Raw genomic sequence first — 21,369 nt, forward strand, 5'->3', positions numbered from 1 at the left:
GGGGACCCCCTGGACTATCGATTACTCCACCGCCACGCCGTGTCCGCCTCGTCCGAAGGAAACGCGAGCCACGACACGACAAGTCGAGGCCGAGCGAGTCGATCCTCCCCTTGTGAACCGGCCCAGTGCTGTACTCGCTCGCCAGGAACCGCACCCCCAGCATCGTCTCCATGTGGGCCTCGACAAGGTCCTGCACATCCGCCTCGGCCTCAGCCAGACGCGGCGCAACCTCCGTCACACCCAACCTCGAACCTGCGCATCCATCATTCCGAGACTGTGGAAAATGCGTGGAACGGCACCTTCTACAAAGGGGCCATCGGGACGCGTTGATGCAGGTCAGAGACGTATCAAGATTGAACGAGTGGGGTTACTTCCAAGCACCTGCTCCACTCAGCGCACTTCGAACATGTACGCCATCACTGTGGTACGCCAGGCATCGAGCTGATCTTGAGTGCATGCGGCCAGGCCGGCGTCCATGCCGTCGTCGATCGTCACAGCGGGCACACCAGCGTCGCCGTTGGGCTGGAGCCCGGAGGCCGACAGGTTGCCCGAGTACCCGGGGCCAGGTCAGATCGCGATCCGTTGCAGGGCGGTCGATACAGGGCCTGGGGACACCGTGCCGCCTGCGGTGCGTCCGCGACACCGCGACATAGAGTCCTCGGTATGCGTGTACTGGTCACCGGAGGCGCGGGTTTCATCGGCTCGCACATCGTGGCGGAGCTGGCCGACCGTGGTCATGAGGCGGCTGTGCTGGATGCCCTGTTGCCGTCGGCGCACGGGGCGTCCCCGTCGGCGGGTGCGGAGCTGGTCCATGCGGATGTGCGGGATCGGATCGCCTTGGCCGAGGCGTTGCGCGGTGTGGACGCGGTGAGTCATCAGGCGGCCATGGTGGGGCTGGGCACGGGGTTCTCCGACGCGCCGGAGTATGTGGGCTGCAACGTTCTCGGTACAGCGATGCTGCTGGCGGCGATGGAGGAGGCGGGCGTCCCCAACCTCGTGCTCGCGGGTTCGATGGTGGTGTATGGGGAGGGGCGGTACGACTGCCCCCGGCACGGACGGATCCGGCCCGGTCCGCGCGCAGAGGCGGACCTGGCGGCGGGCCGCTTCGAGCCCCGCTGTCCGAGCTGCGGCACGGAACTGGCTCCCGGACTGGTGGGCGAGGACGCGCCGGTCGATCCGCGGAATGTGTACGCGACAACCAAATTGGCCCAGGAGCATCTGGCCGCGGCATGGGCTCGGGCGACCGGAGGACAAGCAGTCTCACTGCGGTACCACAATGTGTACGGGCCCGGGATGCCCCGGGACACTCCCTACGCGGGGGTGGCGTCGTTCTTCCGTTCGGCGCTGGCCCGAGGTGAGGCGCCGCGGGTTTTCGAGGACGGCGGGCAGCGGCGGGATTTCGTTCATGTACGGGATGTCGCCGCCGCGGGTGCGGTCGCGCTGGAGGCGGTGTCCGGCCGGGAGCCGGGGGCGCTGTCCGTCTACAACACCGGCAGCGGTGAGCCGCACACCGTCGGGGAGATGGCATGTGCTCTGGCCCGTGCGCACGGCGGCCCGGAGCCAGTGGTCACCGGGGAGTTCCGGTTGGGCGATGTCCGGCACATCACCGCTTCCTCGCGCAGGCTGACCGAAGAGCTGGGCTGGCGGGCTCGGGTCGGGTTCGCGGAGGGGATGACGGAGTTCGCGCACAGCGGTCTTCGGGAACCGAGCGGCGGGACACCACAAGATTCATGGGTGAAATGACGGGAATGGCCTTCATGGGTTCTTAGGGTGGGTGAGTGACCGAGCCCAGCCCCGCGGCGGTGGATGTCGTCCTTCCCTGTCTGAATGAAGCCGCCGCGCTGCCCTGGGTGCTGGCGCGCATCCCGCCGCACTGGCGGGCCGTTGTCGTCGACAACGGTTCGTCGGACGGTTCCGCCTGGATTGCCGAGGCCCATGGTGCGACCGTGGTCCACGAGTCTCGGCGGGGTTTCGGCGCCGCTTGCCACGGGGGGCTGAAAGCCGCCACCGCCGGCATTGTCTGCTTCTGCGACTGCGACGCCTCCCTCGATCCGGGGCTGCTGCCCGCGCTGGTTCGCGAGGTGACACTGGAGCGAGCCGAGCTGGTGCTCGGGCGACGGCGCCCGGCCGGCCCGGGTGTCTGGCCCGCGCACGCCCGGGTGGGGAATCTGGCGCTCTCCCGGATGGTACGCAATCGGACCGGGCTCCGGCTGCACGATCTCGGGCCCATGCGCGCCGCGCGCCGGGAGGCTCTGCTCGGTCTGGGACTGACCGACCGGCGCAGTGGTTATCCGCTGGAGATGGTGGTCCGCGCCGCGGACGCGGGCTGGCGGGTGCGGGAGATGGATGTGCCCTATCTCCCCAGGGCAGGGAAGTCGAAGGTCACCGGTACCTGGCGGGGTACGTGGCAGGCGGTGCGGGACATGCGGGCGGTGCTCGCCCTGCCACCACCGTTGCCCAACGGCGGGGAGGTCCCGTGACCACGCTCCTGGTGATCGCCAAGGCACCTGTTCCGGGCCGAGTGAAGACCCGGCTCACCCCGCCCTACTCCCCGGGCCAGGCGGCCCTCCTCGCCGAGGCGGCGCTCACCGACTCGCTAGCGGCCGTGGCGGACGCCCCCGTACGGCGGCGGGTCCTCGTCCTTGACGGGGCAGCCGGCGGGTGGCTCCCGGACGGTTTCGAGGTGGTGTCCCAGTGCGCCGGGTCGCTGGACGTCCGGCTGGCCGCCGCCTTCGCGCTCTGTGCCGGACCGGCCGTGCTGATCGGGATGGACACCCCGCAGGTCACCCCGGGTCTGCTCGCCCCCGCGCTCGCGAGGGACGCCTGGCAGGGGTGTGACGCGTGGTTCGGACCTGCTACCGACGGCGGATTCTGGGCGCTGGGGTTCGCCGTACCGGAGCCCGAGTTGGTGCGCGGGGTGCCGATGTCCCGGCCGGACACGGGCGCGTTGCAGCGAAAACGGCTGGTCGACGCCGGTCTCACCGTGCGTGATCTGCGGGTCGTCCGTGATGTCGACACCGCGGAGGACGCGATCGCGGTGGCCGCCGAGGCACCGCACACCCGATTCGCCAAGGCGCTGGCCGGCCTGCCGCTCACCGGAGGTGACGCCCCCTGAAAGGGACCCGGGCCGGTGGAAGCGTACCGCCGTGCGCGCCGGCCGGGGAGCCGGGCTCGGCCGGCCGGGGGTCCCTCCCGCGAGGGCAGGCCCGGTGATCGGTCCACGGATCGCCCGTACCGCTCTGTTCCTCTCCGCACTCGTCGCCGTCCTGGTCCTGACCGTCCGCCACGACGGCTACCACCGCGATCCGGCCGGGCTGTTCCGGTGGTACGCGGCGTGCTGGGTGCTCTTCGCCGGTGCGGTGTGGTCGCTCCGCCTGGTCCCCGTCCGGCGGACGGCAGCCGTGGTGCTCCTCGGCGGCATCGCGGTGGCGGCCACCGGCTTGACGGCCGCGCCCCGTACGAGCACCGACATGTTCCGTTACGCATGGGACGGCCGGGTGCAGGCCGCCGGTGTCTCCCCGTACGATCACCCGCCTCGCGATCCGGCGCTGGTCTCCCTGCGCGACGGCTGGCTCTTCCCTTCCGGCACCGCGTGCGCCGAGCCCGACATGACACGTATCCCGGGTCCCAGCGGTCAGGTCCACTGCACGCGGATCAACCGGCCCGGAGTGCACACCATTTATCCGCCCGTCGCCGAGGCGTACTTCCTGCTGGTCCACTCGGTCTCGCCGGACGGTTCCCGCCACAAGCCGCTCCAGGTGGGCGGGGCGCTGATCTCGATCGGGACCACGGCCGCCCTGCTCCTCGTGCTGCGACGGCGTGGTGATGTCCGGTGGGCCGCGTACTGGGCGTGGTGTCCGGCGGTCCCGATCGAGGCGGTCAACAACGCGCACGCCGATGTGCTGGGCGCGCTGCTCTCCGTCGTGGCGCTCGGTGTCGTTGTCCGGCACCGAAGCTGGGGCGGTGCGTTGCTGGGCGGCGCCGTGGCGACCAAGTTGCTGCCCGTGGTGGTGGTTCCGGGTGCGCTGAGCGGGGTGCGGCGGGTCCGGGACGCGGCGGCTGTCCTGTTGCCCGCCGCCGGGGTGACCGCGCTGGTCTATCTGCCGTACGCACTGGTGTCCCGGGAGTCGGTGCTCGGCTATCTCGGCGGCTATGCGGCCGAGGAGGGGTACGACGACACGTCCTCCGCCAAGAACCGGTTCGCACTGCTGCGTCTGGTGCTGCCGGACGACTGGGCGCTGCCCGTCCTGGTGGTTGTGCTGGTCTCCGTGGTGGGGTGGGTGGTGTGGGGTGGTGATCCGGAGCGGCCGTGGAGCGGTGCCCTGCTGGTCACCGGTACCGTCTTTCTGCTGTTGACGCCGGGCTACTCCTGGTACGCGCTCCTCATCGTCGCGCTGGTGGCTCTCGACGGTCGCTGGGAGTGGCTGACGGTCGCGCTGGCGGGTGCGGCCAAGTACGTTCTGGCCCCGGCGTTCGACGACGGGTACGCGGTGGGCACCACCGCCTATGCGATCGCGGCGTGCGCGGTACTCGTGGGCTGGGCGGTACGCCGCTCCGGTACGGGCGGGGAGTTCCGGGGCAGGCACCGAGCCGCAGCGATGTCCATGGCTTCGGAACCGACCGGTGCACCCGGCCCATGCAGCCGGACGGGTGAAGGCTCCGAGTCCTGAGCGCCGATATCCAGGGCCCACCCGAACAGCGCAGTTGGCTTCGCCGATCCGCCTGCCGGTGCGCACACTGGCCATGATGAGCCCTCCAGCCTCTTCCACACGGTGTGTCGCACGGCCCCGGCAGACCCGCTGCCCGCTGGCGCGGGGGCTGCCGTGACAGATCCCTGGACGGGCTCCGCCTACGGTTCCGCGCTGCTGGCCGGCCGGGGCCGACTGTGCCTGCGCGGCGCGAACGGCTGGCTGCTGCCTCTGGAGCTCGACCGTTGGTGTGGCCAGGCGGACTCATGTGACCTGGCTGTCCTGCAGCGTTGCGAGGGGCCGGTGCTGGACATCGGCTGCGGCGCCGGTCGGCTCGTGGAGGCGCTGACCTTGCGTGGCCACCGCGCCCTGGGCGTCGATGTCTGCGCTTCAGCCGTCGCCTCAACGCTCAGGCGCGGGGGCAGTGCCCGTCTCGGTTCGGTCTTCGACGCACTTCCCGGCGAGGGGCGATGGGGCACCGCCCTGCTGATCGACGGGAACATCGGGATCGGCGGCGTCCCGTCCGCGCTCCTCGAACGGGCTCGTCAACTGGTCCGCCCCGGTGGTCTCCTGCTCGTCGAGACCGCCACCGACCACATCGACGCCCGGCACCATGTCCACATCGACGACGGCCTCGGGAGGCGGGGCGCAGCGTTCCCCTGGGCCCGTGTCGGGCGCCGGGCGCTGATACGGTACGCGCTCACCGCCGGGTGGACGGACATGGACCACTGGACGACATCCCGTGGACGTCACTTCTCCGCCCTGGCGGCCCTGCCCTGAGCGCGTGCCGGGCACGGATCACTCCGGATGCGTCGACCGGCCCGACCGCCGCAGCCGGATCAGCAGGCAAATCGCCGACACGGCGAACAGACCTGCGGTGATCAGCAGCCACCGGCCGAGGAACACATCGGCCGGCAGCCCTGTCACGGCCGTGTAGTGGGGCACCCGGCGCAGGATCAGTGGCCACCAGACGAGCAGCAGCAGTCCCGAGAGGAAGACGGGCACCCGCAGATGGTTGACGCCCACGCGGCGGCCCGGGGCCGTGTCCGCCGAGGGGGCGTCGGACCCGTCGCTTTCCGGCACGGACCCGCCGCCTTCCGGCACGGGCCGGCCGGGGCGTGGCCCGCACAGGCGCTGTGCCAGCCGATCGGTGACGGAGTAGGCGGGCAGGAAGAGCAGATCGTGGATGAGGGCGGCTCCGGCGAACCAGATCAGTACGCCCAGTGTGTCGCCCCGGAGCAGCCGCACCCCCGCGTACAGGGCCAGGGCGAAAGACGCGAGAACGAGCAGCAGATGCAGCGGGGAGGCCCCGTAGCGGTCGCGGAAGGCGCTCATACCGGCTCGCCGAAGGTGACGCGGGTGACCCATTTGGTGTTGTGGACCCCGGGCGCGCCGGGGACGATGATCCTGGCCGGGTATCCGTGGTCGGGTGAGAGAACGGCCCCGTTGACGCGCAGGGCCAGCAGGGAGCGGGGGTCGCGGACCTGGTTGTCCCGCAGGACGGCCGAGGCGAACGCGCCTCCGCGCTGGACCGACTCCACCAGGACCTGTGGCGGGTCCGTCCCCAGTCCGACCAGCGCGGCCAGATCGGCCAGCCGTACTCCTCGCCACAGTTGATCCGTGGTCGACCAGCCCTCCACGCAGGCGATCGGGAGCGCGGATTCGTGCTGGGGCAGGGCTCGCAGTTGGTCGAGGGTGAGCACGGTCCGGCGACCGCCGCCGTGCACGGTGAGCCGCCAGGCCGGACCCGTGTCGCCGACGCGGATACCGAGGGAGGCCGCCGTCTTGTTGATCTGAAACCCGTTCGGTCCCGTCCCCGGGTCCCGGCCGTGCGGGGCGAGCACCGCCGTCCTGCGGAACCAGCCGCCCACGCTCTGCCCCACCGTGACCACCAGCAGCACCCCGGACCCCGCGCCCACCATCGCCACGGCGCCGCGGCGGGAGATGGTCGGCGGCGCCGGACGAGGCGCGATCAGTGCGGCGGACCGGTCCACGTCGGCGGCGGAGCCCGCCCCGCGGGCGCGTACCGCACGCAGCGCTCTGGGCAGCCGGAAGACCACATGGACCACAAACGCGCCGATGAACACCCACGCGCCATAGAAGTGAAGCGTGTAGAACGAACCCGGGAAAATGTAGTGGAGCTGCGCGTTGAGGATGCCGGTGGCGAACTCGAACAGAGCGCCGCCTACCAGAAGGAGCAGCGACAGCCGCTCCACCGCGTGGCTGAGCGAGCGCACCGGCGGCCAGGAGAACAGCAGCGGAATGACGGACCACAGCTTCGCCAGCAACACCGGCACGAGCACGATCCCCAGGGTGACGTGGATGCCCTGGGTCACCCGGTAGATCCAGTACGGCGAGGTCGGCCAGGGGAACAGGTAGAAGCCGAGCGGCCCCTTGTCGGGTGTCTCGTCGTTGATCCGGGCCAGGTCCGGGTTGTAGGAGGCGTACGACAGCAGCCCGGTCACGAACAGGACGGTCACACCGAAGAGCAGAATCAGCCCGAACACGGCCGTCAGCCACGGCCCCCGCAGAGGACTGCGCCAAAACTCCGAACGCGCCGGACCCGGCGGCGGCCCCGCGGCGGGCGCGAACCGCGACCTCAGTCGCCATCGGCCGCCTGGAGTCTCGTCGGCCGGCTTCCGGGACGAGGCACCTGTTTGCTCGAAGCGATCCGCCTCGCCCGATGGCACTCCTTGTCGCACGGCCGGTTCCTGCCGTGCCGAGGCGGGGACGGCGGTTCCGCGGCTGCCGATTCGGGCGGTCGTTCCGTCCGGTCGTTCGGCGGGACGCCGGCCTTCCGGGAGTGCCCCGCCGCCATCGTCGGAAGTCGGCTCCTCGCCCGACGATGCATCCTGCCTTGGGGGCCTGGATTCCGACTCCGAGGGCTCCTTCCCCTCCTCACTGCTGTCCACCGATGCCCCTTCTTTTCTCCACCAGCCCGACGGCGACGCGACGCCGACACCCGGCCCCACGCTGCCGCATGAGTGGGCTGCCCAAGGTCAGGCAGTAAGGCGTGCCCCGTCATCCGCCGCCGATGTCACCCGTCCGCTCCCCCGGCTGATGGCCAACAAGGTGCACAGCGGCAGGCAGGTGGCCGACGACGGGAAGGGAAGCTGTGCGTGTCAGGTGTCGATGCCGCGGCGGTTGAAGCGATGGAGCCCTGCCGCGACGAGTGCAGCCGAGGCGAGGGCGAGGACCGTCGCGTCGCCCCACTGGAATCCGTTTCGCAGGGGTTCGCCGCCGATGTAGTAGTGGAACGGGGAGAGAGCGGTGAGCCAGTCGGCGCCGAGTTGGGTGGCGAAGGTGCCGGCCATGTACGCGATCACGCCGGTGACCGCGGTGGCGACCAGGACGGTGGTCCGGCGGCCGAGAGCGGCTCCGAGGCCGAGTGCCAGGGCGCCGAAGAAGACGGCCAGGAGCGCGAGGTTGAGGCACTGGGCGAGGAGTTCGGTGGGGGTGACGGTGGTGAGTTCGGCGCTGGTGCGGACGGTGAGCAGGCCGAGCCAGACGAGGCCGGCGATGGCGAAGGCGCCGGTGGCGAGGGCGGCGAAGCGTTCGAGGGCGAGGCGGGTGCGGGTGAGGGGGTGGGCGAGGAGGAGGTCGAGTCGTCCGGATTCCTCGTCGCCGGCGAGGGCACGGGTACCGGTGGTCACTCCGTAGATCATGGCGAGGAGGGGGAGGAGGATTCCGAAGACGCTGGCATTGAGGTATCCGGCGGCCGTCGCGTCGATGTGGAGGCCGTCGCGGAGTGCCTGGGGAATGCTGTCGGTGTTGGCCCGCTGGGAGGGGTAGGTGCCGGCGTAGGCCATGGCGGTCAGGGCGGTGCCGACGGCCCAGCCCGCCAGGCCGCGGCGGCTGTCGGCGAGGTGCCGGACAAAGACGGTGGCGCTCACAGGGTCGTCCTTCCAGGGGCATTCACCGGTTCGGGAGCACCGGAGTCGGACTGCGCGCGGGAGGCTTCTGCGTCGGCTGGGGTGTAGAAGGTGTGGAAGAGGTCTTCGAGAGGTGGTTCGGTCGCGCGGAAGCTGGTGACCTGGTGCTGTGCGAGGGCTTTGATCAGGGCGTCCGGGCTGCCGGTGAGCTGTCCGGTGAGTGTGGTACCGGCCGCGTCGAGGCGGAGGCCGCTGCCGCCGGGGATGCATTCGAAGGCGGTGGCGGGCACCGGGGTGTGGAAGGTGGCCTCGATGTCGCGGACGCTGCCGGCGCGCAGGTTGGCGACGGTGTCGAGGGCGACGAGTTGCCCGTCGCGGATGATGCCGACGCGGTCGGCGACGGCGTCGACCTCGCTCATGATGTGGCTGGACATGAAGACGGTCTGCCCGGCCGCCGCCGCCTCGGTGACCAGGGCGAGGAAGGTCTGCTGGACCAGCGGATCGAGACCGGAGGTGGGTTCGTCCAGGACGAGCAGGTCGGGTGTGTGCATGAACGCCTGCACGAGTCCGAGTTTCTGCCGGTTGCCCTTGGAGAGCTTCTTGATCCGGGTGCTCTGGTCGAGGCCGAGGCGCTCGGCCAGGTCGTCGATCCGGTCGTACGGGACGCCGCCGCGCAAGTCGGCGAGGAAACGCAGCAGACCGCGGACCGTCTGCTTTCCGTCGCAGACGAAGTCCCCGGCCAGGTAACCGGTCCTGCGGCGCAGTTCGACGCCGTCGGTGCGCGGGTCCAGGCCGAGGACGCGGGCGCTCCCGCCGGTGGGCCTGATCAGGTCGAGGAGCAGGCGGATGGTGGTGGACTTGCCCGCGCCGTTGGGGCCGAGGTAGCCGAAGACCTCGCCCGGACGCACGTCCAGGTTCAGGCTGGCCAGGCCCCGGCGGGTGCCGTAGGTCTTGGTGAGCTCACGGAGCTCCATCGCGTTCTCCATGCCGAGGAACGTAGCGAACTTTCAGAGTTCTCTGAATACTCTGATCGTTAAGATTTTTTAGTAGGCTTGGATCCAGACACCGGGGAGGCATGGATGAACGACGCGGACGACCGGCTGCGCGAGACGGCGGAAAGGCTCGCGCTGACCCTGTCGCAGGGCGGTATGCAGAAGACCACAGCCCGCGTGATGACGGCACTCCTCTTCAGTCCGCGGGAGTCCATGACCGCAGGCGACCTCTGCGACGAGCTCAAGATCAGCTCGGGAGCGGTCTCCGGCGCGGTCAAGCAGCTGATCCCGACCGGTATCGTCGAACGCGTCCCCGCGCCGGGAAGCCGCCGGGACCACTACCGCTTCCGCAAGCACGCCTGGGCCACCCTCATGGGCGACCAGAACACCCTGCTCGGCGTCATGCGGGACGCCGCAGCCGAGGGCATCGCCGCAGCGGGCCCCGACAGCACCGCCGGACACCGCCTCGACGAGATGCGCGACTTCTACGCCTTCATGCAGCAGGAAATGACCGCGCTGATCACCACCTGGCGCGAACGATACGACGCACAACACGACTGAACCGCACCACACACCACTCCCGACCTGGCTCTCCCCAACCCGACGGCCACGGGCCTCCCGTGTCCGGGAGCGACGGTGCCCGATGGCCAGCGGGGACCTGGGTGGGTACGGTGTTAAAGACGCGTCAAGACGATGCGGGGTGTGCCGGGAAGCCTGGTCGGCGAGTAGGGGCTCTGTGCCCGTGTGCCGATCACCCCGGAGGGTTCGCCGTGCCCCGTGCTCCACGAGAGCGTGCCCCGTTCCTGGGTCTGCTGCCGCTGCCCGAGCGGCAGGCCGTCGCGCAGGCGCTGCGCACGGAGACGGTGGGCGGACTGGTGCTGCTGGCGGCTGCCGTCGCGGCGCTGGTGTGGGCGAACAGCCCGTGGAGCGGGGCGTACGAGCAGATACGCGACTCCCACTTCGGGATACCGGCCCTCGGTCTGGACCTGTCGGTGGGGCACTGGACCGCCGACGGCCTGCTGGCCATCTTCTTCCTCGTCGCGGGCATCGAGTTGAAACGCGAGTTCGTCGTCGGCGAGCTGCGCACCCCCGCCACCGCCGCGCTGCCGGTGATCGCGGCCCTGTGCGGGATGGCCGTACCCGCCGCCCTGTATGCGGCCGTCGCCACCGCCGGGGGCGGTTCCCTGGACGGCTGGGCGGTGCCGATGGCGACCGACATCGCGTTCGCCCTCGCGGTCCTGGCGATCCTGAGCACCCATCTGCCCGCCGCCCTGCGCGCGTTCCTCCTCACCCTCGCCGTCGTGGACGACCTCGGCGCGATCCTGATCATCGCGGTCTTCTTCAGCAGCGACATGAACTTCGCCGCCCTCGGCGGGATGTTCGCCGGACTCGTCCTCTTCTATCTCCTCCAGCGCCTGCGCATCCGCGGCTGGTGGTGGTACGTACCCCTCGGCCTGACGATCTGGGCCCTCGCCTACAACAGCGGCGTACACGCCACCGTCGTCGGCATCGCCATGGGACTCATCCTGCGCACCACCCGCGACCGGGACGAGGAATCCTCCCCCGCAGCCCGCACCGTGCATCTGCTGCACCCCATCTCCGCCGGGATCGCCGTCCCTCTGTTCGCCCTCTTCGCCGCCGGGGTCAGCGTCTCCGGCAGCGCCCTGGGGAAGGTTTTCACCACCCCCGAGCCGCTCGGCGTCGTCATCGGACTGATCGTCGGCAAGACGCTCGGCATATTCCTGGGCACCTACCTGGCCGCCCGCTTCACCCGCGCCCAGCTCAACCCCGACCTCGCCTGGGCCGACGTCCTCGGCCTCGCCTCCCTCGCCGGAATCGGATTCACCGTCTCCCTCCTCATCAGCGAACTCGCCTTCCCCGGCACCGAGACCGGTGAGCACGTCAAAGCGGCCGTCCTCGTCGCCTCCCTCCTCGCCGGCATACTGGCCGCACTCCTCCTGCGCCGCCGCAACACCATCTACCGGCGCCTGTACGAGGAAGAGACCGTCGACGCCGACGCCGACGGCATCCCCGACATCTACCAGAAGACCCCCACCACGAGTCCGGACGGCAACCCGCCCCCGCAGGAGGGCCGGTGAACGGAGAGGCATGGCTGCTGGGCCCGGCCGTCGTGCTCGGCGCCCTCGCCATCCGCACGGCCGTCACCGAACTGCGCCGCCCCGGCACTGCCCGGGAGCAGTGGGCGTTCCTTCAGAGCCGCCGAGCTCTCTTCGCCGGAGCCGCGGCCAGCCTTGTGGCCGGTGCCGTCGGCTGGCATTTTCTGGGTGCCGCCTCGGCGGCATGGGCCGTGCTCACCGGCTTGCTTGTCGCGCTCATCGCCGCACCACGCGTCTGAACGTAGGCCGCTGCGGCACGCCGGGACCGGCGGCACACACAGCCGCACCATCTTGTGGTCGAGCGACACACCGAAAAGGTGCCGAAAAGGTACGGTCAAGCCGGTCAACCCCAACCATCCGGAGGCGCCTGCCACCCCCATCTCTACTACGGAGAGCGACGGGTTGCTGACCGTGAACTCCGGCGGTACATCGGGAGCCGTCTTCCCTGTCGCCGTTCAGCAAGGACGCAGATGACCGCACGAACCTCCAGCCGGTCTCTCACGGGCCGGGGGCTCGCCGCCCGGCCCGCGCCGCCGACCGCAGGACTTCCCCAGTGGCCCAAGCCATCGCTCGCTGCCGCGCGATAGCCTCCTGACAGTCACGGAGAGCGGCGCGGCGGCCTCTGGCTGCCACCCCCGATGTGGGGGGCATGGCGGACGGGTGCCGTGTCGCGTCTGCAGTGACGGCGGGCCTCGTACGGCAGGAACGGCTCTCAGCGGCGGAACTCAAGGGAGGCAAGGATGGGCCGGGTAGCGGATGTCATGCGAAAGAAGCCGGTCCTCGGAGTGCTGGCGATCTGTCTGACAGTCGCCGCCGTGGGCTGTATCTGTTCCAGCCGTGGAAGCTCTGGACCGACGAGAGCGTGAATGAAGCACTGCCCGGCACCGCGCCCTCCACCAACACGGCGGCACCGGCGAGGCCGGTGACCTCCGGCGGGCCCGAAGCTCCCGCAGGCCCGTCCACCCTGGCGTCGGGCGAATTCATCACCCACGAACACAGGACCACCGGCCGAGTGAAGATCGTCCGGCTCTCGGACGGCTCCCGCGTGCTCCGCCTGGAGAACCTCGACACCAGCAACGGCCCGGACCTGAAGGTGTGGATCACCGACGCTCCGGTCAAGCCGGGCAGGGCCGGTTGGCACGTCTTCGACGACGGCGCCCACCTCAGCCTGGGCAAACTCAAGGGCAACAGGGGAAGCCAGAACTACGTGCTGCCCGCCGGGGCCGACCTGGGCACGTACAGCAGCGTAAGTATTTGGTGCGATCGCTTCAACGTCTCCTTCGGTGCCGCCGAACTGGCCGCCGTCTGACACGGCCCGGCGTCTCCCACGTCGCCGAAGCCGGGCATTCGGCGGAATCTCCCGTTGCAATTCAGTCGCCCTGTGCCCATGTTGCCGATCGGCCCAGGAGAAGCACTGCTGACGGAAAGCCCTGCGTGTGTTCCCGACATACCGTGCTGCATGGCTTTGCCACACCGCCTGCACTCCTCCGGCGCGAGAACGCAGGGAGACGGGCGGGACGGGCAGAGTCGGTAAGGACGACGAGGGCCATATTCACGCGACGCCGCTCACGAGGTGGAAGGACGCGAGAGCGGTGAGGACCAACAGCGTCAAGGTCGCGGCTGCTTCAGGCGATCTCCCCATGAGTCGTGCGAGTGAGATGTACGGGAGCAGAGCCCAGGGTATGCAGACGACGGTCCACAGGCGCATCGATTTCAGGGCTGCCCATTTCTCCGATCGCCGCCCCTGTCGAACATCCAACCGCGACCACACTCGCCCAGGCCCATCGAATCTCGACGGGCCAGTGGGTGGGATCATCCGGGAGATGCTTCCTTGATATCCGCTCGCGGACCTTTGCCATAATGAGCAGAATCGCCGTCAGGAGCCTGGGGAGTGTGTAGAGGACCGTGTGCGATGTCACGTCCTGTGCCCTGCTGTCTGTTTGCGCATGGTTCCGCTGGTTGCTTCATATGTGTTCACCCGGCTGGGAGGCGAGCGCGAAGAGGCATAGCCGGAAGCGCATCCGAGCCATGCCGCGAACTCGGTCTCACACGGTCGTCGCGCGAGGGTGTTTCCCTGTCACCGACTGCCCTGACCGGTCAGCGAGGGCTACCGGGAACAGACTCGGACCTTTCTCTCACGTAGACGGTGAGTAGACGAAGTAGGCCGCCAGCAGAGCCAGTCCGGTCCACCACACGCGCCGTCGGTAGCGAGCCCGCCCCGTGGGTGCCGGCCGCGACAGGCTGAACGCCGGCACGCTCACGTACAAGGGGTCGGCACCGCCGCGCCGAGCAGCCGGACGGACCTCGCCGCAGACGCTGCCGCGGCGGATTCCAGCCCGCGACCGGCGCCGTTCCCCAAGGCAGCAGGAGCAGCGTGAAAACGGTGAGAATCGTCCAGTCCAGGGTGGTGTTCACACACGTTCTCCTGGAATCGATCGGTAGTGGTGCCGTGCTCGGGGAGCAGAGTCAGCGGAGCAGTTCCGTCGCCGCGTACAGGACCACCGCCAGAGGAATCACCCAGCGGACGTATCCCTGTCCCCGCCCACGTCGGTCCACCTGGGCGGTGGGGCGGAGGTGGCTGTGGCGGGCCATGGCAGTCAGGGTGTCGGCCGCCGCGTTTCCGGTTCCGGTCCTGCGGGTGATGCGGGTCAGCCACGGCGGAGCGAAGAACCCTCCAGCCAAGTCCGGCCCACCCCCGATGAAATCGAGCTGCCCGTCCCGTCGCAGCTCGACCCGGCTGATCAGCTGCCAGGGAAGGAGCTTCACCGACCAGAGCCTGCGGAGGTACACACCCTCGCGGTCAGCGATCACCCGCCACAGTGCGAGCCGGCACAACAGCCAGGCGACGAAAAGGGACATCCACACCGCGAGGAAGAGATCACCGGGCCGCGGATGCAGCACACTCGCCCCCGCCGGCCGTTCGACGGTGACCACGAACAGCATGGCCGCAGCGATCGCCGCCGTCCGACCACGCCAGGTCGCCCCCCGGACGACCGGTGCGGACGGCGCGGACAGCGTCGCCGCGAGCCGTTCCACCCGCACGCGCTGCTCCCTACGCTCCGCGCGGTGCCGCTGCTGACGCTTCCCCGCCACCTCTGCTCCCCCTCCGTTGCTTGCGTGAGTGGACCGGTCCTGCCGAACGGCATGGGACGGCCCTCCTCCGAACAATCCGCGGCTCCCTGTTCCTCAGCCGCCCATGGCGTGTCCTCTTGACCCACTTCAACTCCGTTGCGCATACGGTGCATTCATCCGGGAGAGGGCAGCGAGGACCGCATCAGCGGGCACGGCGGCCAAGGCGCAGGCAAGAGCGTCCGCAGCCGTCGCGTCGACAAGAGACCGAAGGAGATCGGTCGTAGCAGAGGGCACGATCACCCCCACAGCCGCAGCGGTGACCAGCGCGCCGAGACGAAGGCGGTGCCGGCGCAATCCAGTACCCGCCAACACGAACAAGGCAGGTACCGCGACCGGTACCCCCGAGACGTCCAGGAGGGTCGTGGTCACGTAGGACAGCCCGAGGCAGCACCAGAGCAGACACACCAGCCCAAGGCACCGGCCACGGTCCAGTAGCCGACCAGTCCGCCCCGCGCCCCTCATCGACCGCGACCGAGGGGCATGGCTACCAAAGAGCTCCCGAGAAGCACCGCTCCGAGACAGAACACCAGCAGACCGGGGCCCGGGAGTACATACATGGCCGCCCCGGCGATACACAGCGCCATACCAGTGCCCGCCAGCACATACGGGAGTCGGCTTCTCACGCTCGGGTTCAACTCACGCCCCGCTCGGGCGCGCCGGAACATAGCGCCCGAGACTCCAGAACAGGCGGATGCCCCGGACAACCGGTGGACACCGACAGGAGACGCTGAGGATGTTCAGCGGGGCACACCCTGGCCATGGGGACTCCAGGAGGAAACGGCGGACTATCACGCCGACCAGGCTTCCCGGCTCACCTGGTGTGATCGTAGCCATGTCCCGGCCGAGGCAACAGACTGGCGCCCCCGCCGAGCGGCAGGAGCTCCGCCAGGGCACCGAGGGCGAGTACGGGAAGCGAAACAGGGCCTCGGCTCCCCCCCGGCATCCCTGCACACGAGAACTCCTGGCGGCAGCGCTCACGCCGCCAGTGCAGCGGTGACGCCGCCCCGCACCGGTCATCCACCGGTGCGATCTTGACGAACCCCCTACGCGCGCACCCGGTCACACCGCCGCCGGGTACGGGGATACTCGGCCGATGAACAGCCTCTACCGCAGCGCCGTCGGCCGCGACCGGATCAGACGGTGGTGCGCCGGACAACTCGACGCCTGGCCCGTACCGCACCAGCGCGCCACCGTGACGGCGCACGGCGCCTCCACGCACGCGGTGACAGCGGGATCGGGCAAGCCGGTCGTGTTCGTCCCCGGAACCAACTTCAACGCGGCGGCCTCGCTTCCCCTGGCCACCGCCCTGGTGTCGGCAGGCCACTCGGTCACCCTGCTCGACGTCCCCGGCCAGCCCGGACTCAGCACGGACGGGCGCGACATATCGCGAGGTGCCATGTCCTGGTACGGAACCTGGCTGGACGAGGCGATCCACGAACTGCACGAGACACCGGTCACCGTCATGGGACACTCCTTCGGAGCCGCAATCGCCCTCTCCGGCCGCTCACCCCTCATCGGCGCACGCGTACTAGTCTCCCCCGCCGGAATGACACGACTCCGGGTCACTCCCCGACTGCTGGCAACATCGGCCGCCTGGTATCTACGCCCCACCCCCGACCGCAGCAGACGCCTCCTGCGCGCCATGATGGCACCCGGAGCCGGGCAACCCCGCGAAGCCCTTGTGGAATGGATGACCCTCGTCGCACGCCACACCCGGTCAAGTGGCGCGCCGTCCACCGTCCCCCCGTCGTCGCCGGAACCGTGCGTGTTCATCTCCGGGGCACGCGACGCCTTCCTCCCACCCACCCGACTGGCACGCGCAGTCCGCACACGATTCGACGCAGTCCTCCACACAGTCGATGACACAGGCCACCTCATCGTGGAAGAACGCCCCGACCACCTCGCCGACCTCCTCACACCCAGGACGTAGAGGTCACCACGCCTCCGGCCCCTTCGGGACCCGGCGGAGGCTGCGGACAAAGACGATGAGGCGGGACCGGACTGAGTGTCAGGAAGCATCCAGGTGGCTGATCAGCGTGCGGACCCGGCCACCTGCTGGACGTCGGCCCCGGTCGCGAGGGCGCGGGTCTGGGCTGCATCGCCCTGGTGGAACGGTTAGTCCGTGTAGCCAGCTTCCCCGGCGCTGTAGAACGTGGCGGGGTCGGCCGCGGCCAGCGGCAGGTTCTCCCGGTGGCGGCGGACCAGGTCCGGGTTGGCGATGAACGGCGCGTGGAAGGCGGCCAGGTCGGCATCGCCGGTGTGCACCGCTGCCTGGGCTCGGGCGAGGTCGTAGCCCTTGTTGGCGATGTACGCGCCGGCGAACCCGGTGCGCAGCGCGCGGTAGTCGCGGGAGATGGTCGTCGTCGCCATGCCGCGGTGGTGTTGGTGGCCCGGTCCAGCTTGTACACGTTGTACGGGCTGCCCGAGGCCGCCGCGGAACCACTCCTCTGACCTGGTCACTGCGGAGACATAGTCGACGGGAACGATGGAAGTCGGCCGGCAGGCCACGGGTGCCTGTGCCCCGCTGCTCCGATCCAGGTGTGAGCGGGTGAAAGCCTTAGGGTTGCTGTATCGATCCGGCAGCAGAGAGACCGCATGTACTGACGGCAAAGTGCAGCCACTGCCGGATCAATACGGCACAACGTAGATGCCGGGACTTCCCGTCAACGGTTTGGCGCGAACGGAGGGCCGTGGGCCTCGTGCCGATCAGCACCTACCCTCACGGATGAGAGATCCTTGGGCGGGTCCGCGACGAAAGAGGGGTTTTCCGGCCAACTTGGCCTCTGGCAGTGGCGTTTCCGCTCGGATCGGACGATTCGGGCCCCCGGGGTGGAGGGTGGCTGGATCATCGGTGGCGTGCCGCGCTCCAACTGGGGCGTTACGGCCGCGATGGCCATGTGGATGCAGGGAAGGGTTACGCCGATGGCTACAGGCGCTGTGAAGTTCTTCAACATCGGCGACCATCTCGACAGGTGGCCTCGTCTCCTGGCTCCCGGGCACCTCCGTCCGCACTGGCCTCGACCTCGCCGTGCGGTTCGCCCTCAAGGGCGTCCCCGGCGAAGCCAGCCTGGGACAAGTTCCGGACCATTCCCGGACCAGCACCCGGCCGATCCAGTGCCCCCGTTCAGCCCTCTCCTCAGGACTTCACGACCTCCCGGTCGACTCCATTCGGCAAATCCCCCGACAGCGAGCCGGACGTGCAGCTGTGCGGTGCCTGGTACTCGACCGGGGAACTCACCCGCCTTCTCCGCGTCGCCCCGTCGACTCTCCATCGTTGGCGGACCGCGTAGCCCCACCAAGGCCCCCGTACGCTCCCGCGCGTGGGCGTGTCGTCCTGTACAGCGCCCGCGATGTGGAGACCTGGATTGCTGAACGGCGTGTCATACCCGGTTCGGTGGTCTGATGCCCTATACCGAGGCCGTTCCGCTCGGTGTGCGCGTGGCTGGCGACATCGAGTACCGCCCCAACCGCGCCTCGCCCAACCATGCACGCGTGCGCTAGTTCGACCCCGTATCCATGCATGGCGGGCAACGGCCGGTCAGACAGGTACCTGTTTCCGGATCGTGAATCGGCTCCTGACCCGCCAGGATTCGAAACACCGGCCCCACGGGCCAGGTGGCCTGCCAGACATGGGCGTCACGCGGTCGGTAAGCAACCTAATCCGATCAATTGTGAATTCCCTGTTGGAGAGCCGCCGGTCTGCTGTCAGTCTGGCGAGATCGCCGCGGGCCGGGCTCCGTCCGTGACCGTGAGCGATGCGCAGCCGTGTTCCGGGTGGTCGGTGACCCCGCCGGGCAAGCCGCGCCTGTACGAGCGTGACCGCACCGCCGCCGGCTGTCGGGGTCCGCCGGGTCCCGCCCGCGGCAGGCGCGCAACCGAGTGAAGGGGGACCTTCATGTCCTCGAACACCACCCCGATACCCGTGCCACCTGCGGGACGGGGTCCGCTGCGCCGGATGCGCCGACGGGTGCTGTCCGGGCTGGCGACCCTGGCCCTGGCGGCCGGAGCGGTACTGGCCGTTCCCCAGGCCGCCCACGCCGTCTCCAACATCAGCGTCTCCTCCACCACCGTCGCCGCCGGCGACACCTTCACCATCACCTTCAACGGCCTCGCGGACTTCGACATCGCCAGCGCCGGTGAGAACTTCTACGCCGGCTCCTCCACCCTCGGCCCGCTCCCTGATTTCACGACCATCGAATCGTGCACGGGCAACACCGCCCCCTGCACCAGTGCCTTCGGCATCGCCCAGCGCGTACCGCTGGGCGACCTGACGGAGGGCGCCGCGTTCGACGGAACGCTCACCCTCCGGGTCAACCCCGCAACCCCGGCCGGTACCTTCGTCCTGGGCCACCAGCTCTACGGCGACACCGCCAGCGACCCCACCGTGTACGAGACACCCATCACCGTCACCTCCGCGCCGCCGCCCGCCGCCGACCTCGCCGTCGACGTGACCGCACAGCCCCACCTGGGCATCCTGACCCCCTACCTCACCTACACCCTGACCGCGCACAACACCGGCCCCGGCGCGGTCACCTCCGCCACCGTCACCGCCACCCTGCCACCCGGCGCCTCCGCCACCGGCCTGCCGACCGGATGCACCACCGCCACCGGCACCGTGACCTGCACCTACGGAGCCATCGCCAACGGAACCAGCGCGGCCAAATCCTTCCGCCTGCCCCTGCACCTGCTCTCCCTGGGCCACGTCACCATCACCGGGACACGCACCGCCTCCACCCCGGCGGACCCCAACCCGGCCAACGACACCGACAGCGCCACCTGCACCGTCATCTCCATCCTCCTGGCCACCTGCCCATAGCCCACCCCGCACCCCGCACCCTGCCCCGCGCGACCGTCACCCGGGAGGTTCTCCACCGGGCAACCCCGGAGGCGCAGCCGACCCGAGAGCCGGCCGCGCCACCGCGGTCCGGGCCGCAGTCCGTGCCCGCGCGGGGCGCCCGATCAGGGGGTCCTACGTTGCTGGTGGGTTGGACGGGCCAGTCCCAAGGTCCAGAGATCACGAGACACCGGGTATGGCTTTCAGGGGGTTGCCCTCGATGGTTCCCGACACCTGGCCGCCCGGTGTCTCACGACGACTCGGCCGCCGATGATCAGCTGGGCGCCCCCGCGAGTGCATCGCCGAGTAGGAACACGTCGGCGAGGTCGTCCCGGGAGAACACTGCATGAGTGACTGTGGGCGGTGGGATTTCTCTGGGACTTTTCTGGGACTTCCGGCTGCATCAACAGGCATGGGCGTGAAACAGTCGAAAGGTCATTTACGCAGGTCAGCAACCTGACCCCAGGAACCGCAGCAGGTCACAGTCCTGACTGGTCTCTTCCGGCGGCAATGAGCGCGTCGCGGCCGGGCCGAGACGTCTGCACGTAATGGTGGCCTGTCGCTGATCCAGCCGTTCTTGTGGTGAGGGCGCGCTGTTGTCCGGCCGAGGTCGCCACTCGCCCGCACCGGACAACAGCGCGCCGGTGAGCGAGCCGCAGCGCACTCCTGCGATGCCCGGGGCCTTGGCCCGCTCGCGCAGTGAACGGCGCGGGTCGGGAGAGGAAGTAGTGCGGCGCGCTCGTCTTTGCGGTCGTCGGCGTGCTGGGCGATTCGTCAGGCAAGTCGGCTGTCGAGATCGACGGGCGCTGCCTTTGCGCCTGGCACCGTCTTGGTCGTGGTGGGCCGTGTGGTCGGGCGCTGCCGTGGCCGACCTCCGGTGTGGCGGGATCCGAGCAGGGCGAGTGAGTCGGCGTCCGCGCTCCCTGGTTCTGCGGTTCCGGCCAGCAGATACTGTCCTGGTGTTGCCTGGACCTCGAATGCCTGGTAGGCGAGGGTGATCCGCCCCACGTCCGGGTGGTTGAACACCTTGGTCTTGCTTCCCAGTCCACTGACCCGGTGGTCGCGCCAGAGAGCCGCGAATTCCTGGCTTTCGGCGAGGAGTTCGACAACCAGGGTGGTGATCTCGGGATCGTGCTGGTCGTGCCCGGCGGCCAGCCGCAGCGCCTCGACCGTGTCACGGGCGACCGCATGCCAGTCGGCAAACAGCTCCCGGGCGGACGGGTCGCGGAACAGGGTACGGACCATGCTGTGGCGGTCGGCCAGCGGTGCCAGCAGCGCGTCGGCGAGGGCGTTGGAGGCGAGGACGTCCAGCCGCCGGTTGACGATGCAGGCGACGGCGGTGGGGAAGGCGTCCATCAGCCGCGTCAGGCCGGGGCCGACACGGTCCTGATCAGGGGGACCGGGGCGCGGTTCGGTGTTCGGGGTCAGGCCGGCCAGGCGGTAGGCGTGCCGGTGGGCGTCGTCCTCCAGCCGTAGCGCGCGGGCGATGGCGTCGATCACCTGGCCCGACGGGTGTCTCTCCCGGCCCTGCTCCAGCCGTTCGTAGTAGTCGGCGCTGACGCCGGCCAGGACGGCCACCTCCTCGCGGCGCAGTCCGGCGACCCGCCGCGCACGGGTGGCGGCCAGCCCGACATCGTCGGGCTGGAGCAGGGAACGGCGGGCGCGCAGGAACTCTCCCAGATGGTTACCGCTCATCCGGGCAGAGTACGTCGCCCCGGCCCGGTCGGGGGCCGT

The 21,369-nt window shown here is 69.9% G+C and carries 17 protein-coding genes and 2 pseudogenes; 11 read left to right on the plus strand and 8 right to left on the minus strand.

Annotation, left to right across the window (positions count from 1 at the left end; translation table 11 throughout):
* Nucleotides 1–82: 82 nt before the first annotated feature.
* Nucleotides 83–244, minus strand: a pseudogene (locus tag ACH4S7_RS13975) (transporter); the annotation flags it as partial.
* A gap of 419 nt (nt 245–663) precedes the next feature.
* On the opposite strand from ACH4S7_RS13975, the gene ACH4S7_RS13980 reads away from it, so the two are divergent.
* The 5 genes from ACH4S7_RS13980 (at nt 664) to ACH4S7_RS14000 (ending at nt 5,468) form a co-directional block, all read left to right on the plus strand.
* Complete coding sequence (locus ACH4S7_RS13980) at nt 664–1,743, plus strand: NAD-dependent epimerase/dehydratase family protein (protein WP_398521397.1); 1,080 nt, start codon at nt 664–666, stop codon at nt 1,741–1,743.
* Nucleotides 1,744–1,778: 35 nt separating this feature from the next.
* Nucleotides 1,779–2,480, plus strand: coding sequence for a glycosyltransferase family 2 protein (locus tag ACH4S7_RS13985; RefSeq protein ID WP_398521398.1), 702 nt, complete (start codon nt 1,779–1,781; stop codon nt 2,478–2,480).
* Nucleotides 2,477–3,115: a DUF2064 domain-containing protein gene (locus ACH4S7_RS13990; protein ID WP_398521399.1), complete on the plus strand. Its 639-nt coding sequence runs from the start codon at nt 2,477–2,479 to the stop codon at nt 3,113–3,115. The genes ACH4S7_RS13985 and ACH4S7_RS13990 overlap by 4 nt, the downstream gene beginning before the upstream one ends.
* 94 nt (nt 3,116–3,209) lie before the next feature.
* Nucleotides 3,210–4,670 carry a glycosyltransferase 87 family protein gene (locus ACH4S7_RS13995; RefSeq protein WP_398521400.1) on the plus strand — a complete coding sequence of 487 codons (1,461 nt, stop codon included), beginning with the start codon at nt 3,210–3,212 and terminating at the stop codon, nt 4,668–4,670.
* A gap of 153 nt (nt 4,671–4,823) precedes the next feature.
* Entirely contained in the window at nt 4,824–5,468 is a 645-nt protein-coding gene (locus ACH4S7_RS14000) for a class I SAM-dependent methyltransferase (RefSeq protein WP_398521401.1), read from the plus strand.
* 18 nt (nt 5,469–5,486) lie between these two features.
* Here ACH4S7_RS14000 and ACH4S7_RS14005 read toward each other — a convergent pair whose 3' ends face one another.
* The 4 genes from ACH4S7_RS14005 to ACH4S7_RS14020 all read right to left on the minus strand — a co-directional run bounded on the left by ACH4S7_RS14005 (nt 5,487) and on the right by ACH4S7_RS14020 (nt 9,546).
* Nucleotides 5,487–6,023 carry a hypothetical protein gene (locus ACH4S7_RS14005; RefSeq protein WP_398521402.1) on the minus strand — a complete coding sequence of 179 codons (537 nt, stop codon included), beginning with the start codon at nt 6,021–6,023 and terminating at the stop codon, nt 5,487–5,489.
* Nucleotides 6,020–7,291, minus strand: a complete 1,272-nt coding sequence (locus tag ACH4S7_RS14010; RefSeq protein ID WP_398521871.1) for a molybdopterin-dependent oxidoreductase — start codon at nt 7,289–7,291, stop codon at nt 6,020–6,022. The genes ACH4S7_RS14005 and ACH4S7_RS14010 overlap by 4 nt, the downstream gene beginning before the upstream one ends.
* A gap of 519 nt (nt 7,292–7,810) precedes the next feature.
* Nucleotides 7,811–8,581: an ABC transporter permease subunit gene (locus tag ACH4S7_RS14015; protein WP_398521403.1), complete on the minus strand. Its 771-nt coding sequence runs from the start codon at nt 8,579–8,581 to the stop codon at nt 7,811–7,813.
* Nucleotides 8,578–9,546: an ABC transporter ATP-binding protein gene (locus ACH4S7_RS14020; protein ID WP_398521404.1), complete on the minus strand. Its 969-nt coding sequence runs from the start codon at nt 9,544–9,546 to the stop codon at nt 8,578–8,580. Before ACH4S7_RS14020 ends, ACH4S7_RS14015 begins: the two co-directional genes overlap by 4 nt.
* Before the next feature lie 93 nt (nt 9,547–9,639).
* On the opposite strand from ACH4S7_RS14020, the gene ACH4S7_RS14025 reads away from it, so the two are divergent.
* The 4 genes and pseudogenes from ACH4S7_RS14025 to ACH4S7_RS14040 all read left to right on the plus strand — a co-directional run bounded on the left by ACH4S7_RS14025 (nt 9,640) and on the right by ACH4S7_RS14040 (nt 12,978).
* A complete protein-coding gene (locus ACH4S7_RS14025; protein ID WP_398521405.1) occupies nt 9,640–10,113 on the plus strand; it encodes a GbsR/MarR family transcriptional regulator in 474 nt (157 codons plus the stop codon).
* Nucleotides 10,114–10,322: 209 nt separating this feature from the next.
* Nucleotides 10,323–11,651, plus strand: coding sequence for a Na+/H+ antiporter NhaA (gene nhaA / locus ACH4S7_RS14030; protein ID WP_398521406.1), 1,329 nt, complete (start codon nt 10,323–10,325; stop codon nt 11,649–11,651).
* Complete coding sequence (locus tag ACH4S7_RS14035) at nt 11,648–11,908, plus strand: hypothetical protein (protein ID WP_398521407.1); 261 nt, start codon at nt 11,648–11,650, stop codon at nt 11,906–11,908. Before nhaA ends, ACH4S7_RS14035 begins: the two co-directional genes overlap by 4 nt.
* A gap of 522 nt (nt 11,909–12,430) precedes the next feature.
* Nucleotides 12,431–12,978, plus strand: a pseudogene (locus ACH4S7_RS14040) (DM13 domain-containing protein).
* 1,157 nt (nt 12,979–14,135) lie between these two features.
* On the opposite strand, the gene ACH4S7_RS14045 reads toward ACH4S7_RS14040, so the two are convergent.
* Nucleotides 14,136–14,762: a hypothetical protein gene (locus ACH4S7_RS14045; protein ID WP_398521408.1), complete on the minus strand. Its 627-nt coding sequence runs from the start codon at nt 14,760–14,762 to the stop codon at nt 14,136–14,138.
* Between the two features lie 1,132 nt (nt 14,763–15,894).
* On the opposite strand from ACH4S7_RS14045, the gene ACH4S7_RS14050 reads away from it, so the two are divergent.
* A complete protein-coding gene (locus tag ACH4S7_RS14050; protein ID WP_398521409.1) occupies nt 15,895–16,731 on the plus strand; it encodes an alpha/beta fold hydrolase in 837 nt (278 codons plus the stop codon).
* 185 nt (nt 16,732–16,916) lie between these two features.
* Here the strand turns inward: ACH4S7_RS14050 and ACH4S7_RS14055 are convergent, their stop codons facing one another.
* Complete coding sequence (locus ACH4S7_RS14055; RefSeq protein WP_398521410.1) at nt 16,917–17,171, minus strand: hypothetical protein; 255 nt, start codon at nt 17,169–17,171, stop codon at nt 16,917–16,919.
* Between the two features lie 1,525 nt (nt 17,172–18,696).
* Here ACH4S7_RS14055 and ACH4S7_RS14060 point away from each other — a divergent pair.
* Nucleotides 18,697–19,617: a hypothetical protein gene (locus ACH4S7_RS14060; protein WP_398521411.1), complete on the plus strand. Its 921-nt coding sequence runs from the start codon at nt 18,697–18,699 to the stop codon at nt 19,615–19,617.
* 792 nt (nt 19,618–20,409) lie between these two features.
* Here ACH4S7_RS14060 and ACH4S7_RS14065 read toward each other — a convergent pair.
* Nucleotides 20,410–21,330, minus strand: coding sequence for a helix-turn-helix transcriptional regulator (locus ACH4S7_RS14065; protein WP_398521412.1), 921 nt, complete (start codon nt 21,328–21,330; stop codon nt 20,410–20,412).
* Nucleotides 21,331–21,369 lie beyond the last annotated feature (39 nt).

The organism is Streptomyces sp. NPDC020965 (assembly GCF_044333555.1).
In the GTDB taxonomy this organism is placed as follows: Bacteria; Actinomycetota; Actinomycetes; order Streptomycetales; family Streptomycetaceae; genus Streptomyces.